This is a genomic window from Bradyrhizobium guangdongense (genome assembly GCF_006483445.1).
GTDB lineage: Bacteria > Pseudomonadota > Alphaproteobacteria > Rhizobiales > Xanthobacteraceae > Bradyrhizobium > Bradyrhizobium guangdongense_A.
Map to the genome: position 1 here is coordinate 1 of NZ_PPPT01000071.1, position 15,005 is coordinate 15,005.

General features: G+C 64.6%; 13 protein-coding genes. 7 read left to right on the forward strand and 6 right to left on the reverse strand.

The features are described from left to right. Window positions 1–65: 65 nt before the first annotated feature. From chvE to C2U70_RS10250, 6 genes are all read right to left on the reverse strand, one after another. Window positions 66–1,139 (reverse strand): multiple monosaccharide ABC transporter substrate-binding protein, encoded by a 1,074-nt coding sequence (gene chvE / locus C2U70_RS10225; protein WP_140977882.1) that lies wholly within the window; start codon window positions 1,137–1,139, stop codon window positions 66–68. Window positions 1,140–1,231: 92 nt separating this feature from the next. Further along, window positions 1,232–2,128, reverse strand: coding sequence for an SMP-30/gluconolactonase/LRE family protein (locus C2U70_RS10230; protein ID WP_140977883.1), 897 nt, complete (start codon window positions 2,126–2,128; stop codon window positions 1,232–1,234). Continuing rightward, window positions 2,125–3,198 carry an aldose epimerase family protein gene (locus C2U70_RS10235; protein ID WP_140977884.1) on the reverse strand — a complete coding sequence of 358 codons (1,074 nt, stop codon included), beginning with the start codon at window positions 3,196–3,198 and terminating at the stop codon, window positions 2,125–2,127. Before C2U70_RS10235 ends, C2U70_RS10230 begins: the two co-directional genes overlap by 4 nt. Before the next feature lie 2 nt (window positions 3,199–3,200). Continuing rightward, window positions 3,201–4,127 (reverse strand): Gfo/Idh/MocA family protein, encoded by a 927-nt coding sequence (locus C2U70_RS10240; RefSeq protein ID WP_140977885.1) that lies wholly within the window; start codon window positions 4,125–4,127, stop codon window positions 3,201–3,203. Further along, window positions 4,124–4,885, reverse strand: coding sequence for a FadR/GntR family transcriptional regulator (locus tag C2U70_RS10245; RefSeq protein WP_140977886.1), 762 nt, complete (start codon window positions 4,883–4,885; stop codon window positions 4,124–4,126). The genes C2U70_RS10240 and C2U70_RS10245 overlap by 4 nt, the downstream gene beginning before the upstream one ends. A gap of 319 nt (window positions 4,886–5,204) precedes the next feature. Continuing rightward, complete coding sequence (locus tag C2U70_RS10250; protein WP_140977887.1) at window positions 5,205–6,386, reverse strand: fumarylacetoacetate hydrolase family protein; 1,182 nt, start codon at window positions 6,384–6,386, stop codon at window positions 5,205–5,207. A gap of 296 nt (window positions 6,387–6,682) precedes the next feature. On the opposite strand from C2U70_RS10250, the gene C2U70_RS10255 reads away from it, so the two are divergent. The 7 genes from C2U70_RS10255 (at window position 6,683) to C2U70_RS10285 (ending at window position 14,993) form a co-directional block, all read left to right on the forward strand. Continuing rightward, complete coding sequence (locus tag C2U70_RS10255; protein WP_140977888.1) at window positions 6,683–7,933, forward strand: ABC transporter substrate-binding protein; 1,251 nt, start codon at window positions 6,683–6,685, stop codon at window positions 7,931–7,933. Between the two features lie 125 nt (window positions 7,934–8,058). Continuing rightward, on the forward strand, window positions 8,059–8,886 hold the full coding sequence (locus tag C2U70_RS10260; RefSeq protein WP_140977889.1) for an AraC family transcriptional regulator: 828 nt from the start codon (window positions 8,059–8,061) through the stop codon (window positions 8,884–8,886). Window positions 8,887–9,074: 188 nt separating this feature from the next. Beyond that, entirely contained in the window at window positions 9,075–10,085 is a 1,011-nt protein-coding gene (locus C2U70_RS10265) for a branched-chain amino acid ABC transporter permease (protein ID WP_140977890.1), read from the forward strand. Between the two features lies 1 nt (window position 10,086). Next, a complete protein-coding gene (locus C2U70_RS10270; RefSeq protein ID WP_140977891.1) occupies window positions 10,087–11,172 on the forward strand; it encodes a branched-chain amino acid ABC transporter permease in 1,086 nt (361 codons plus the stop codon). After that, window positions 11,165–11,947 (forward strand): ABC transporter ATP-binding protein, encoded by a 783-nt coding sequence (locus tag C2U70_RS10275; protein WP_140977892.1) that lies wholly within the window; start codon window positions 11,165–11,167, stop codon window positions 11,945–11,947. Before C2U70_RS10270 ends, C2U70_RS10275 begins: the two co-directional genes overlap by 8 nt. After that, complete coding sequence (locus C2U70_RS10280; RefSeq protein ID WP_140977893.1) at window positions 11,940–14,156, forward strand: ABC transporter permease; 2,217 nt, start codon at window positions 11,940–11,942, stop codon at window positions 14,154–14,156. The genes C2U70_RS10275 and C2U70_RS10280 overlap by 8 nt, the downstream gene beginning before the upstream one ends. Before the next feature lie 3 nt (window positions 14,157–14,159). Further along, window positions 14,160–14,993, forward strand: coding sequence for a phosphoenolpyruvate hydrolase family protein (locus tag C2U70_RS10285; RefSeq protein WP_140977894.1), 834 nt, complete (start codon window positions 14,160–14,162; stop codon window positions 14,991–14,993). The last annotated feature ends 12 nt before the right edge of the window (window positions 14,994–15,005 follow it).

The window sequence follows — 15,005 nt, forward strand, 5'->3', positions numbered from 1 at the left end:
CCTCACCCCAACCCTCTCCCCGCAAGCGGGGAGAGGGAGAAGAGTAGAGAGGGAGAAAAGCGCTCTTACTGGAATTGCGCCTTCTTATAGTAGCCGCTGTCAACCAGGATCTTTTCCCAATTGTCCTTGTAGACCACGACCGGCTTGAGCAGGTAGGACGGCACGGTCTTGACGCCGTTCTCGTAGGTCTTGGTGTCGTTGACGGTGACCGGCTTGCCGGCCAGCGAAGCATCGACCATGTCAGCGGTCACCTTGGCGAGATCGCGGGTGTCCTTGAAGATGGTCGAGTACTGATCGCCGCGCAGCATCGCCTTGATCGAGGGAACCTCGGCGTCCTGACCGCTGATGATCGGCATGGGCTGACCGGCACTGCCGTAGCCGACGCCCTTCAGCGACGAGATGATGCCGATCGAGAGGCCGTCATAGGGCGACAGCACGGCGTTGACCTTCTTGTTGCCGTAGTAGGCGCTGAGCAGATTGTCCATGCGGGCCTGCGCGGTAGCGCCGTCCCAGCGGAGCGTCGCGACCTTGTCCATGCCCATCTGGCCCGAAGCAACGACGAGCTTGCCGCTGTCGATGTAGGGCTTCAGCACGCTCATGGCGCCGTTGTAGAAGAAGTAGGCGTTGTTGTCGTCGGGCGAGCCGCCGAACAATTCGATGTTGAACGGACCCTTGCCGTCCTTAAGGCCGAGCCCTTGCACGATCGACTCCGCCTGGAGCACGCCGACCTGGAAGTTGTCGAAGGTCGCATAATAGTCGAGGTTCGGCGTGTTGCGGATCAAGCGGTCATAGGCGATCACGGTGACGCCCTTGGCCTTGGCTTGCTTCAGCACGTCGGACAGCGTGGTGCCGTCGATGGCGGCGATCACCAGCACCTTGGCGCCCTTGGTCACCATGTTCTCGACCTGCGAGAGCTGGTTCGGGATGTCATCCTCGGCGTACTGAAGGTCGGTCGCGTAGCCGCGCTCCTTCAGCACCTTGACCATGTTGTTGCCGTCGTCGATCCAGCGTGCGGACGACTTCGTCGGCATGGAAATGCCGACCGTGCCCTTGTCCTGCGCATTGGCGCCGCCGGACATGGCGAGCGTTGCGGCACCGGCGAATGCCAGCGCAAGAAATGTCGTCTTCAGTTTCGTCATGCTTCAACTCCCTGGGGTTTACGAAAGCTTCGTTGCAGTAAGTACGACGTGTGGTGGTCCTTGAACTTTCCTTGAACTCTTTCTTGGGTCTCCTATGCGAGCTTGACGTCGGGTTCCGCGCGACCGCGTGCGCCGGCCTCCAACAGAAAGGTGCAGCCGGCCTGCGGATCGGCGGCGCGCGCCGCCTCGTCCATATCCTGCCAGGCCGACGTGACGAGAACACGAGACAGGTCCGGCCCGACAAAGGCCGGACAGCTCGATTGCAAGGCGGGAACGCGCAGCGAGCGCAGGCGCTCGCCTTGCGGGCTGTAGACGTCGACGCAGCCGCCGCCCCAGCGCGCATTCCAGATCAGGCCGTCGGCATCGACCACCGAGCCGTCGATGCCGCCGATGCCGCGGTGGCGCACCAGCAGCTTCGGTTCACCGCGCGGCAATCCGGTCGCGGGATCGAGCGCCACCGAAAACAGCTCGTTGCGGCCGGTGTCGGCAAAGTAGCCGGTCGCTCCATCAGGCGAGAAGCAGATCGAGTTCGGAATGGTGATGCCGGGATAGAGCGTCGAAATCTCCCCGCGATGCAGCGCGTAGATCGCGCCGGCTAAAGGCTCCGCCTTCTTTCCCATCGTGCCGATCCAGAACGTGCCGGAGGGATGAACGCGGCAATCGTTGGAACGCGTGCGGGGATTGTCGGCTTCGAGCGGACGATAGAGCGTCATCGCGCCGTCGGCGACGCTGCGGATGTAGAGGCCGTCTTCCGCGACGATCAACTGCCGTTCGGCATCAATGCGTCCGAGCGCACTCGCCATGCGGCCGAGATTGTGGACCTTGAGAGAACCGCTGCCGAGACTCGCCTTGGAAAGTTTTGCCTCGTACAGCTTCGCCTCGCGAATGTCGAACCACCACGCCGTGTCCGTCGCCGGATCGTAAGTCGGCCCCTCGCCGAGATGGCAAGGCTCATCGCACAGGACTGATGTCGGCACCTGCTCGATCATGCCTGCACCCCGAAGCGATAGACCGTACGGTGCCGATAGACGCCGTCGGGCCGCAGGACAGGGCTCGGAAAGTCCGGCCGGTTCGGCGAATTCGGCCAGACCTGCGGCTCGAGGCAGATCGCGTCGGATTGTCGGTAGAGCTTGCCGCCCTTTCCGAGCACGGAGCCGTCGAGATAGTTGCCGGAATAGACCTGCAGGCCCGGCTGATCGGTCAAGAGCTCGAGCACGCGCCCCGAACGCGGCGCTTCCAGCCGCGCGGCGAGCTTCACGACACCGTCCTGCGCGAAGCAGAAATTGTGATCGTAGCCCTTGCCGTTGCGCAACTGCTCGTGGTTCTCGCGAATGCGCGCGCCGACCGGCGTCGCAACGCGGAAGTCGAACGGCGTGCCCTCGACCGGGTGCGGCGGCCCCGGCAGCGGAATGGCGGCGGGATCGATCGCAAGGAAGCGGTCTGACGTGAGCGTCAGCCGGTGATCGAGCGTGTTAAGGCCGGAGGTCGCGCCTTCCAGGTTGAAGAAGGCGTGATTGGTCAGATTGAGGACCGTCGGACGATCGGTTCGTGCTTCGAACTCCATCGAGAGTTCGGCGGGTCCGGTGACGCGGTAGGTCAGGCGTACCGACAGCCGGCCCGGATAATTCTCCTCACCATGTGCGCTGACATAGCTGAGCGTCACGGACGGCTCAGCACCATCTGCGATGTCGGCGATGTCCCACAGCTTGCGATCAAAGCCGTTTAGTCCGCCATGCAGCGCATTCGGGCCGTTATTGACCTCGAGCTGCACCGTGGTGCCATCAAGCGAGAACTGCCCATTGGCGATACGGTTGGCGTAGCGGCCAACGGTCGCGCCGAAGAATTTTCGCTCGGCGACATAGCCGGCGAGATCGTCATAGCCGAGGGTCACGTCCTCGCATTTGCCGTTCGCATCAGGCACCATCAGCGCCTGGATCGACGCGCCGAAATTGATGATGCGCGCCTCGAACCCGCCCTGTCCGCGCAAGACCACGCGCTGAACGGCGCGGCCGTCCGGCAGCCGTCCAAAAACATCTCCTGCGATGCGCGGCTCGGCCATGATCAATCCACGAAGGCTTCGACGATGATGCGCTTGCCGAGCATGAAGGCATCGGCAACGAGACGGAACGGCGACAAGTCGACGTCGGCGGCACCGGTCGCTGCAAGCTCGACGAAACGATGATAGAGCTCGCGGTATTCGGCATCCGGTGCTTCGGAGAGCATCTTGCCGTCCACCGCCATCCGCCGGCCGCCGCCTGACAGCGTCATGCGGCCGCCATCGGTCTCCACGACGATGTCCCAGCTTTGCGGGCCGGTCTGGCGGAAATCGAATTCGGCCGTGATCGGCAGGCCGGTCGCGTCGGCCAGCGTGATGTCCGCTGCGATCGGAGAATCGCAGTTGGACGGGAACGACAGCGTCGCGCCCGTGACGAAGACCGGCCGCGGCATGATTTTGGTCAGGATCGACAGCGCGTTGATGCCGGGGTCGAACACCCCGAGCCCACCCGGCTCCCAGATCCATCGCTGCCCGGGATGCCAGACGCGGACGTCTTCCTTCCACTTGATGTGCACGGACGTGATGCGACGCGAGGCGAGCCAAGCCCGCGCCGGCTCGACCGCGGGCGCGTAGCGCGAATGCCAGGTCGCAAACAGCGTACGCCTGGACTGTTCGGCCAGCGCCACGAGCGGATCGAGCTCGCTGACGCTGACGCCCGGCGGCTTCTCCAGCATCACATGCTTGCCGGCGGCGAGCGCTGCGGCCGCCTGCGCGCGGCGCACCTGTGGCGGCGTGCACAGCGAGACCGCGTCGATCGGCGGCCCCTTGCTCAGGAGCTCTTCGATGGTCGCAAAATGCGGCAGGTCCGCGAGCTGCGCGTTGCGGCTCGCGATCGCCGCGAGCGTTGCACCCGGCGTCGCCGCGATCGCGGCGACATGCTGGTCGCGCGCGATCTTGCCGAAACCGACGATGGCGATACGAAGTCCGGTCACGCGGGGTCTCCACAGTCCGCAGCCATGGCTGCCTCGATCATCGTCCCCTCATGCCGGCTCTTGCCGTTGTGAATGACGAACATCATCGCCTGCAACGCGGCCTCGGCATCGCCGTCCGCGATCGCATCGACGATCTTCTGGTGCCAGAGCAGCACGGTCTCGCGGTCCTCGGCCTCGACTGGCGCGCTGAGCAGGAAGGAGGCGCGAAGTGCGGCCTCGATGACGTGGCCGATCGAGCGCATGAACAGATTGCCCGACGCCCGCGCCACGCCGACGTGGAGCGCGAGGTCGGCGTCGGCAAAGGCGACGGAGTCAGAGGGCTCGTTCCGCATCCGGTCGATGCTGCGCCTGAGGTCGGCGATGTGTTCGTCCGTCCGTTGCACGGCTGCGAGCGCGGCGGCGCGCGGCTCGACCGCGAGCCGGATCTCGGCGAGGTCGTTGAGGAAGCGCTTGTCGATGCCGGCGTCGAGATGCCAGGCCAGCACGTCGGCATCGAACATGTTCCAGGCGTCGCGCTCGCGCACGATGGTGCCGACGCGCGCCTTGGTCGAGAGCAGGCCTTTTGCAACGAGCGTCTTGACGCTTTCGCGCAGCACCGGCCGCGACACGCCGAACATGGAGATGAGTTCTGCATCGCCCGGCAACCGCGTGCCCTCGGCATAGCGGCCGGCGATGATGTCGACGCCGATGGTGCGGGCGACTTCGGCATGGTTGGAGTGCGCCCGCCGCGTCGGAATGACCACGATACGCGAGGTCATGTGCTGCTTTCCTCCCCTCTCAGACCCGTTTCAGACGTAAAATCGCGACAACGGGACCGGTCAGGACACGGCGTGCTGTTGCTGGCGATCAGGGGTCATGAGGCGCGTCTCCCAACGTCATCTTGAGTGCCGATCTGTACCATGGCACCGTAATGCCGCCTCTTTGGGCGGTTCGAGACGACTATCTCACGGAATTTGGGCTCCGGCTAGTCATATTATTTGACTATTTGGCGAAACCCCTCAGGCCGGTCCTTTCTACTGTGCATGGGGTTGTTTCGACCCGTTTTGGCGGGCCCGGTGGCCGGCCGCGCGGTCAGACCTAGATCAGCTTCCGCTGCGCCAAATTCTTCATCAATGCGCCGATTCCGAACGTCCACGGCTCGCATTCGTCGCTGGTACGCATGCGGTTGACGAGCTTGCCGAGCTGCGGCGCCGAGATGGTGACGATGTCGTCGCGCTTGTGGGTGAACCCCTGCCCCGGCGCGTCACGGTCCTTCACGGGCGCGAACATGGTGCCGAGGAACAGCACGAAGCCGTCGGGATATTGATGCACCGGCCCGATCGTCTGCGCGACGATGTCTGTGGGATCGCGGCTGATCTTGCTGATCGAGGAATGGCCGTCGAGGACGAAGCCGTCCGTGCCCCTGACGTTGAGGCTGATGTCGAGCTTGCGCGCGTCGTCGAGCGTGAAGGTGTCGTCGAACAGGCGCAGCAGCGGGCCGATCGAGCACGACGCGTTGTTGTCCTTGGCCTTCGACAGCAAGAGCGCCGAGCGCCCCTCGAAGTCGCGCAGATTGACGTCATTGCCGAGCGCGCCGCCGACGATCTTGCCGCGGCTGGAGACGAACATCACGAGCTCGGGCTCGGGATTGTTCCAGGTCGATTTCGGATGCAGCCCGGCATCCATGCCCGTCCCGACCGACGACAGCGTGGGCGCCTTGGTAAAGACCTCAGCGTCGGGGCCGATGCCGACCTCCAGATACTGGCTCCAGGCGTTCTGGTCGATCAGCACCTGCTTCAGCCGCATCGCTTGGTCGGAGCCCGGCTTGAGCTTTGACAAATCGTCGCCGATCAGCCGCGTCACTTCCGTACGGATCGCTTCGGCCGAGGCCGGATTGCCCTTGGCCCGCTCCTCGATCACGCGCTCCAGCATGGAAATGGCAAAAGTGACGCCGGCGGCCTTCAAGGTCTGCAGATCGACCGGTGCGAGCAGCCACGGTTTCTGCCGGTCGCGATTGTCCGGCGACGCGTTGGCCGCGATCGCCTCGAGATCGCCGATGCGCTCGCCCTTGGTCTCACGCAGCGCCTGCGCGGGATTGTCTTCCTCGCAGAGCGCGCTGATGGTCGGAAACCGCGCCGTGACGTCGAACACGCCATCGCCGCGTACGGCAACCACGGCCGGACCGTTGGCCTGCGGCAACCAGACGCGCCCTGCCAATGTGCCCTTCGTCCCGTCCGTTGGCAGGAGCTCGTTCGCCGTCAGTGCCACTTCCGACTTCATCGCATCGGTCCCTTTTTCAACTTTATGATCGCCAATCATTTTGAAGTTGGCCGCCGCGACAGAACACCATTTGAACGCGCCGCGCTACTGGCAGTATTTAGGATTCAACCACGCCGCGCGCGAGCGCCTATTGCACCGCGGAACCATTTGCGACGCAACAATCAAAATGAGACTGCCCGTTAAGCCCCATGGCCTAGCGACGCGTGCGCTGCATTCGAGTTCGGTTAGCTTGCTCTCCAAGAACCGCGCCGCGCAAACGGACGCGGCGAACAATGTGCGACACAGGGAGGAGAGCAATGTTGAAAGGCAGTTTGGGACTTATTGCGTTGACCAGCCTGTTTCTGTCAGGCGCGGCAATGGCTCAGGAAAAGATCAAGGTCGGCGTCACCGCGACGCTCGAAGGCACCTACACCGTGCTCGGCGAGGACGGCATCCGCGGTCACCAGACCGCGCTCAACGTGCTCGGCACCAAGATCGGCGACAAGCAACTCGAATTCGTCATTGCGTCCACCGACGCAACGCCGGACTCCGCCGTCCGCGCGGTGCGCAAGCTGATCGAGCAGGACAAGGTGCAGATCCTGCTGTCGCCGCTGTCGGGCGACGAAGGCATCGCGGTGAAGAACTTTGCGAAGACCCATCCCGAGCTGACCTTCATCAACGCCGCCTCCGGCGCGCAGGAAACGACCTATGTCGACCCTGCCCCGAACTTCTTCCGCTTCAACATGGACGGCGCGCAGTGGCAGGTCGGCCTCGGCAAATACGCCTATGAAGAGAAGAAGTATCGCAAGATCGCCACCGTCGGCGAAGACTACTCCTTCATCTACACCCAGGTGTTCGGCCTCGTGCTCGAGTTCTGCGGCGCCGGCGGACAAGTCACGAACCGGCAATGGGTGCCGCTCGGCACCAAGGACTTTGCCTCGGTCATCGCGGCACTGCCCGACGATGTCGACGCGATCTATCTCGGCCTCGGCGGCGCCGACGCCGTCAACTTCCTCAACCAGTATCAGCAGGCCGGCGGCAAGGCGCATCTGATGGGTGGCTCGATCATGATCGACCAGACCATCCTGTCCTCCAAGGGCAACGCCAAGAACGCGCTGATCGGAACGCTGGCCGCGAGCGGCCAAGCCGACACCTGGGAGGATCCGGGCTGGCAGAAGTTCGTGAAGAACTATCAGGACGCCTTCCCGCCGAACAAGCGCTTCCCGAGCCCGTCGCTGCTCGCCACCAACTATTACGGCTCGACCATGGCGCTGATCCTCGGATTGCGCGCGGTCAATGGCGATCTCAGCGACAATCAATCGAAGTTGAAGGCAGCGCTGGCCAAGCTCGAGATCGACGCGCCGAACGGCAAGATCAAGCTCGACTCTAACCGCCAGGCGATCGGTACCAACTTCGTCACCGAAGTCGTCGATGACGGCAAGGGCGCCCTGTTCTCGAAGGTGGTCAAGGTCATCCCGAACGTGAACCAGACGCTCGGCTACGATCCGGCGGTGTTCGCCAAGATCGGCCTGCCAAGTCGTACAGTACCGGAATGTAAGAAGTACTGACGCATCACGTTCGCAACTGAGCAGCCGGGGAGCGATTTGCAGGCGCGGAAGTCTCCGCCCTTGCAATCTCTCCCCGGTTGTTCAACGCTATAGGCAACAAATAACAGTACTTCGGGAGGGAAGGCATGAGCCGGGCGCTCGCCGTCTTCCACGGCCGGTTCGGTCGGGCGACGGTCTATCAGTTGAACCGCCCTTTCAACATCCACGCGCATCGTGAAGGTCATCTGATCTTCCATGTCGGCGGGATGCCTGCTTGCATCGACGTCAACGACGGACGCCATGAGCTGACCGAAGGCTCCGTGGTCGCGGTCAATCCGTGGGAACCGCACAACTTCCTGCCGTCCGACCTCGAAGGCGGCGCGATCTTCTTCGTGCTCTATGTCAATGCAGAGTGGTTCGCGCCCGACGCGCCCGGCGCCGACCGCCTGCGTTTCGGCCGAACCCAGTTCAAGCGCACCGTTGCGCTCGACAAGCAAATCAGGCGTACAGCAGCACTCGTGTGCGGCGCGCCCTCGCTCTCCAGCCTCGATTCCGAGCTGCGCCGGCTGATCGACAATTGCTACGACGAAAGCTGGCAGCAGTCCGAGATCGCCCGCGATCCGCGCACCAGCGGTTCCGTCACCGATTTCCGCGTCCGCAAATGCATCAAGATGATGTCGGAGAGCCCCGGCGCCGAGATCGAGCTCGACACCATCGCGCGCGAGTCCGGCCTGTCCCGGCCGCATTTCTATCGACTGTTCCGTACCCAGACCGGTGTCACGCCGCATCTCTATCTCAACACGCTGATCATGGAACAGGCGCTGGAAGCCCTGGTTGCGAGCGAAGCGCCGATCGCCGATATCGGCTTCGATCTCGGCTTCTCCTCGCAGAGCGGGTTTACCCGTTTCTTCGCCGCCAATGTCGGCATGGCCCCGACCGATTATCGCCGCGCGGCCAAGGTCTTGCGCGCCTGACGCGGCGCGCGAAAAGATACTGACAATCAAACACCGGCCTTGCCGCCCCGATAGGATGTGCAGAACGCGATCCCGATAAGAGGATCGCGAGTCCAGGGAGGACGCACGTCCATGGCGAGGTACGCAGCCTGCAAACGGCTGTCCGGCCTGATTGCTGCCTGTCCCCGCGCGCGGGGCGAGGTCAAGCCATGACCCGCTTTGTCGAACGTCATCCCGTCTGGGCGCTGATCGTCATCGTCGCGATCGCGATCCTGCTCTGGCTGATCTTTGCGGTATGGCCGCCCGGCCTCGAAGAGGCGATCGGCCGCAAGCGCGTCTTCCTCAATGCCGTCTTCAACGGCATCACGCTCGGCGGGCTCTACTTCCTGGTTGCCAGTGGCTTCACGCTGATCTTCGGCCTGATGCGCAACGTCAATCTCGCGCACGGCTCGCTCTATCTGTTCGGCGGCTATATCGGCTACGCCATCAGCGCATCAACCGGCTCCTGGATCCTCTCCTTCATCATCGCCTTCATCCTCACTGCGCTGGTCGGCGTGCTGCTGCAGGTGATCGTGTTCCGCCGTATGGAGGGACAGGACCTCCGGCAGACCATGGTGACGATCGGGCTCTCGATCGTCTTTGCCGATCTGATGTTGTGGGCCTGCGGCGGCGACTTCTACCAGATCCAGACGCCGAGCTGGCTGATCGGCCCGATCGACCTGCCGCTGATCACGGCGGTGAAGTCCTCCGGCGAACCGGTGTATCTGCGCTATCCGCTGGTGCGGCTCGTGATCTTCCTCGCTTCGGTCGTGATCGGCGTCGCGATGTGGCTCGCGCTCAACCGCACGCGGATCGGCATGATCATCCGCGCCGGCGTCGACGACCGCGACATTCTCGCTGCGACCGGCGTGCGCATCCAGCTCGTCTTCGTGCTGGTCTTTGCGCTGGGCGCCGGACTTGCCGGCATCGCCGGCGTCGTCGGCGGCACCTTCCAATCGCTGTCACCGGGCGAAGACATCCGCTTCCTGCTCGCCTCCCTCGTCGTCGTGATCGTCGGCGGCATGGGCTCGATCCCGGGCGCGGCACTCGGCGCGCTCATCATCGGGCTCGCCGAGCAGCTCGGCTCCGTCTACATCCCGACCTACGCCATCGTCGTCACCTTCCTGATCATGGTGCTGGTGCTGGCAGTGCGGCCGCAGGGCCTGTTGGCGAGGCGCTGACATGTCCGTGACCCACGATGCTCGCGTCCAGCTCCGCGCCGCCACCACGGCGCAAGGCCAAGCCGCGCGCATATGGCCGGAGATCAACCATCCGGCTGCCTGGATCGTCGCCGTCATCCTCGTGATCATGCCCCTGATCGCCAACGGCTTCTTCCTGATCGAAATCTTTGCCACGACGATGATCCTCGGGACCATCGCGCTCAGTCTGATGTTCCTCGCCGGCTATGGCGGCATGGTCAGCCTGATGCAGCTCACGATCGCGGGCTTCTGTGCCTACATGGTCGCGGTCTTCGGCGTCAGCGCCAACACCAATATCAGCCTCGGCTGGCCGTGGTGGCTGGCGGTCCCGATGGCACTCGCGCTTGCCACGCTGTTCGGCACGCTCGGCGGCACGCTCGCGGTACGCACCGAGGGCATCTACACCATCATGATCACGCTGGCGATCGGCGCGGCCTTCTACTATTTCACCAACCAGAACTGGGCGATCTTCGGTGGCCACACCGGCATCAACACCGTTGCGACCCCGCATTTCTGGGGCGTCAACTGGCGCTCCGATATCCCCTTCTATTATATCGTGCTCGGGACTGCTGCGCTGTGCTACTTCGCCGTCGCCTATATCTCCCGCGCGCCGTTCGGGCTCGCCCTGCAAGGCGTCCGCGACAATCCGCGCCGCATGGCCGCGCTCGGCTTCAACGTCAATGCACATCGGATCGCGGCCTATGCGGTGGCGTCGTTCATCGCGGGGCTCGCCGGCGTGCTCCAGGTCTGGAACTACCGGCAAATCTCGCCGGGCTCGGTCAGCGTCGGCGCCTGCATCGACATTTTGATCATTGCCGTTGTCGGCGGCATCACACGCCCGATCGGCCCCTATATCGGCGCGCTGATCTTCGTGTTGCTGCGCACCTTTGCGCTCGATTTCCTGGTCAAGATCGGGCTCGACGGCAACCGCTTCCGGCTCATCATCGGCCTCGGCTTCCTCGCTATCGTGTTCTGGTCGTCGGATGGCGTCATCGGCCTGTGGCAGCGCTGGCGCCAAGGCAAGCGGCCTACGACGACGCGCCCTGGCGGAGGGCACGGCCATGGATAGCGTCGCGCATCGCCTCTCCGCCGTCGGCGCCGGCGCCGCGCTGGAGCTTCGCGGTGTCACGCGGCTGTTCGGCGCGCTCGCCGCGTTGACCGACGTCACCATCACGGTACGACCGGGCGAGCGACGCGCGGTGCTGGGCTCGAACGGCGCCGGCAAGACCACGCTCTTCAACTGCATCACCGGCGACTTCCCGCCCACGTCGGGCACGATCCGCTTCTTCGGCGAGGACATCACCCGCTTCCCGCCCTATGAGCGCATTCGCCGCGGCCTGCGCCGCACCTACCAGATTTCTGCGCTGTTCCCCGGCCTCACCGTGCAGGATAACGTCTACCTCGCCTGCCGCGGTGTCTCGCGCGGACGCTTCTCGTTCCTGCGTCCCGGTCAGAATGACGCGTTGATGCACGCAGCGGACAATCTCGTCCAGGCCGTGCATCTGTCGGCCGTGAAGGATCAACGGGTCGCTGAGCTTGCCCACGGCCAGCAGCGCCAGCTCGAGATTGCACTGGCGCTCGCCGGTGCACCGCGCTTCGTGCTGTTCGACGAACCGGCCGCAGGTCTCTCGCCGGCCGAGCGTCTGGAGCTGATCGAGATCCTGACGTCGCTGCCCTCACACATCGGCTACATCATCATCGAGCACGACATGGACGTGGCGTTGCGCGTCGTCGAGAGCGTCACGATGATGCACAACGGCCGCATCTTCAAGGAAGGCGTACCGCAGGAGATCCAGTCCGACCCCGAGGTTCAGGAACTCTATCTCGGAGGCGGCCATGAATGATGTCCGCCGCGGCGCGCCTGCGCTCGAAGTCAGAGGTCTCGACGTCTATTACGGCCATTCGCACGCGCTGCAGGGCGTTGACCTCACGCTCGAAACCGGCGTGTTCTCCGTGGTCGGACGCAACGGCATGGGCAAGACGACGCTGTGCAAGGCCATCATGGGTCTCGTCCCCGTGAGCGGCGGTTCGGTGCGCATCCGCGGCGAGGACATCACACGACGTCCGCCGGCACATATTGCTCGCCTCGGCGTCGGCTACGTGCCGCAGGGCCGCCGGCTCTGGCGCTCGCTCAGCGTCGACGAGCATCTGCAACTTGCGGCCGGCTTGCGCCGCGGCGCCTGGACGGTCGAGCGCATCTACGACACGTTCCCCCGGCTCGCCGATCGCAAGGACAATGGCGGCGGCCAGCTCTCCGGCGGCGAGCAACAGATGCTCGCGATTTCGCGCGCGCTGCTGACCAATCCGCAACTTCTGATCATGGACGAGCCGACCGAAGGCCTGGCGCCCGTCATTGTCGCGCAGGTCGAGGAGATGCTGCTGCGGCTCGGCGAAGACGGCGACATGGCCGTGCTCGTCATCGAGCAGAACATTGGCGTCGCCACCGCCGTGTCGCGCAACGTCGCGATCATGGTCAACGGCCGGATCAACCGCATCATCGATTCCGTGCGGCTCGCGGCCGACCGTGACTTGCAGCAGCGCCTGCTCGGCGTCGGCATGCATGCGGAGCTCGAAGCGGATGCCGATACGGCGCCGGTAGGCGCGGCGGCACAGGCCGCGCCTCAGCCGGCACGGCCAGGCGGCCCGATCAAGGTCTACATCTCCAACCCCACACCACCGACACGCTGGTCGCAGCCGGTGCCGATTGCGCGCATCGAGGCGGCCGCGCGCACGCTCTCGACGCAGATTGCCCGGCTTGACGACACCGCACGACGCAAGCGCGAGCCTGTCACCGCGCAAACGCAGGGACCGCCGGTCGTTCTCGTCGTAGGCACGCTCGACACCAAGGGCACTGAGCTGCGTTACATCCGCGACATCATCGCGGGGACGGGCCTGCGGACCAGGCTCGTTGACGTCTCCACCAGCGGAAAACATTCCACCTGCGATGTCTCCGCGCAGGAAATCGCGCTCAACCACGGCCGCGGCGGCTCGGCCGTGTTCGGCCCCGACCGTGGCGCGGCCGTCACGGCGATGGCGGACGCCTTTGCCAACTGGGTACGACGACAAGGCAATATCGCGGGGGTCATCACGGCTGGCGGCTCCGGCGCGGCCTCGCTCGCCGCACCTGGCATGCGCGCGCTTCCGATCGGCGTTCCGAAGCTGATCATCTCCTCCGTCGCCTCCGGCGACGTCGGCCCCTATGTCGGTCCCGCCGACATCACCATGATGTACTCGGTCACGGATGTGCAGGGCCTGAACTCGATCTCGCGTGCAGTGCTGGCGAACGGTGCCAACGCTCTGGTCGGCATGGTGAAAGCCCGCCTCGATCAGCGCGAGACCGAGGCACGTGCGGCAGGCGCCGCCCTGCCCTCGATCGGCATCACCATGTTCGGCGTCACCACGCCGGCCGTGCAGAAAATCGCTGCCGACTTGCGCGACGATTTTGAATGCCTCGTCTTCCACGCCACCGGCGTCGGGGGCCGCTCGATGGAGAAACTGGTCGACTCCGGCCAGCTCGCCGGCGTCATCGACCTCACCACGACGGAGGTCTGCGATCTCCTGATGGGCGGCGTGTTCCCTGCGACCGAAGACCGTTTTGGCGCGATCATCCGCAGCCGCATCCCCTATGTCGGTTCGGTCGGCGCGCTGGACATGGTCAATTTCGGCGCGCCCGACACCGTCCCCGAGCGCTATCGCGGCCGCAAATTCCACGTCCACAATCCGCAGGTCACGTTGATGCGGACGACGGCGGACGAGAATGAGCGGATGGGCCGCTGGATCGGCGAAAAGCTCAACCAGATGGATGGCCCCGTGCGCTTCTTCCTACCCGAGGGCGGCGTGTCCGCGCTCGATGCGGCAGGCCAATCGTTCTGGGACCCCGAGGCCGATGCGGCGCTGTTCCGCGCGCTGGAGCGCACGGTGCGGCAGACCAGCAACCGCCAGCTCATCCGCGTCAGAAAGAACATCAACGATCCCGAGTTCACCGCCGCCATTGTCAGTGCGTTCCGGACCCTGTTCGGCCGCACGGGCTCGCGTCGGAGACTAGCGAGGTGACCGATGGCCAGGTTTGAACGCAAGGCGCTTCTGAAGAAGTTTCGCGACATGGCGCGGCGCGGCGAGCCGATCGTCGGCGGCGGCGCCGGCACCGGACTATCAGCCAAATGCGAGGAGGCCGGCGGCGTCGATCTCATCGTGATCTACAATTCCGGTCGCTACCGCATGGCCGGTCGCGGCTCGCTTGCGGGCCTGATGCCCTATGGCGACGCCAATGCCATCGTGCTGGAGATGGCCGGTGAAGTGCTTCCGGTCGTGACCAGGACGCCCGTCCTGGCAGGCGTCAACGGCACCGACCCGTTCCGCGACATGGATGTGTTCCTCGACCAGTTGAAGACGATCGGCTTTGCCGGCGTGCAGAACTTTCCGACCGTCGGCCTGATCGACGGCATCTTCCGTGCCAATCTCGAAGAGACCGGCATGTCCTATGCGCTCGAGATCGACATGATCGCGAAGGCACATGACAAGGACATGCTGACGACGCCCTACGTGTTCAGCGAGAAGGAAGCGGCCGCGATGGCGATTGCGGGCGCCGACATCATCGTCTGCCACATGGGGTTGACGACCGGCGGCACGATCGGCGCGCAGACCGCACTCAAGCTGAAGGATTGTCCCGCGCAGATCGATACCTGGGCTTCCGCCGCGCTCAGCGTCAATCCGGACATCCTTGTGCTGGCCCATGGCGGCCCGATCGCCGATCCCGCGGATGCCGATTTCATCATGAAGAACACAAGTCATTGCCACGGCTTCTACGGCGCGTCCTCGATGGAGCGACTGCCCGTGGAGCGGGCGCTGACGGATCAGGTACGTCAATTCAAGGCGATCGGCGCGCGCTGACGCCTGCAAGTT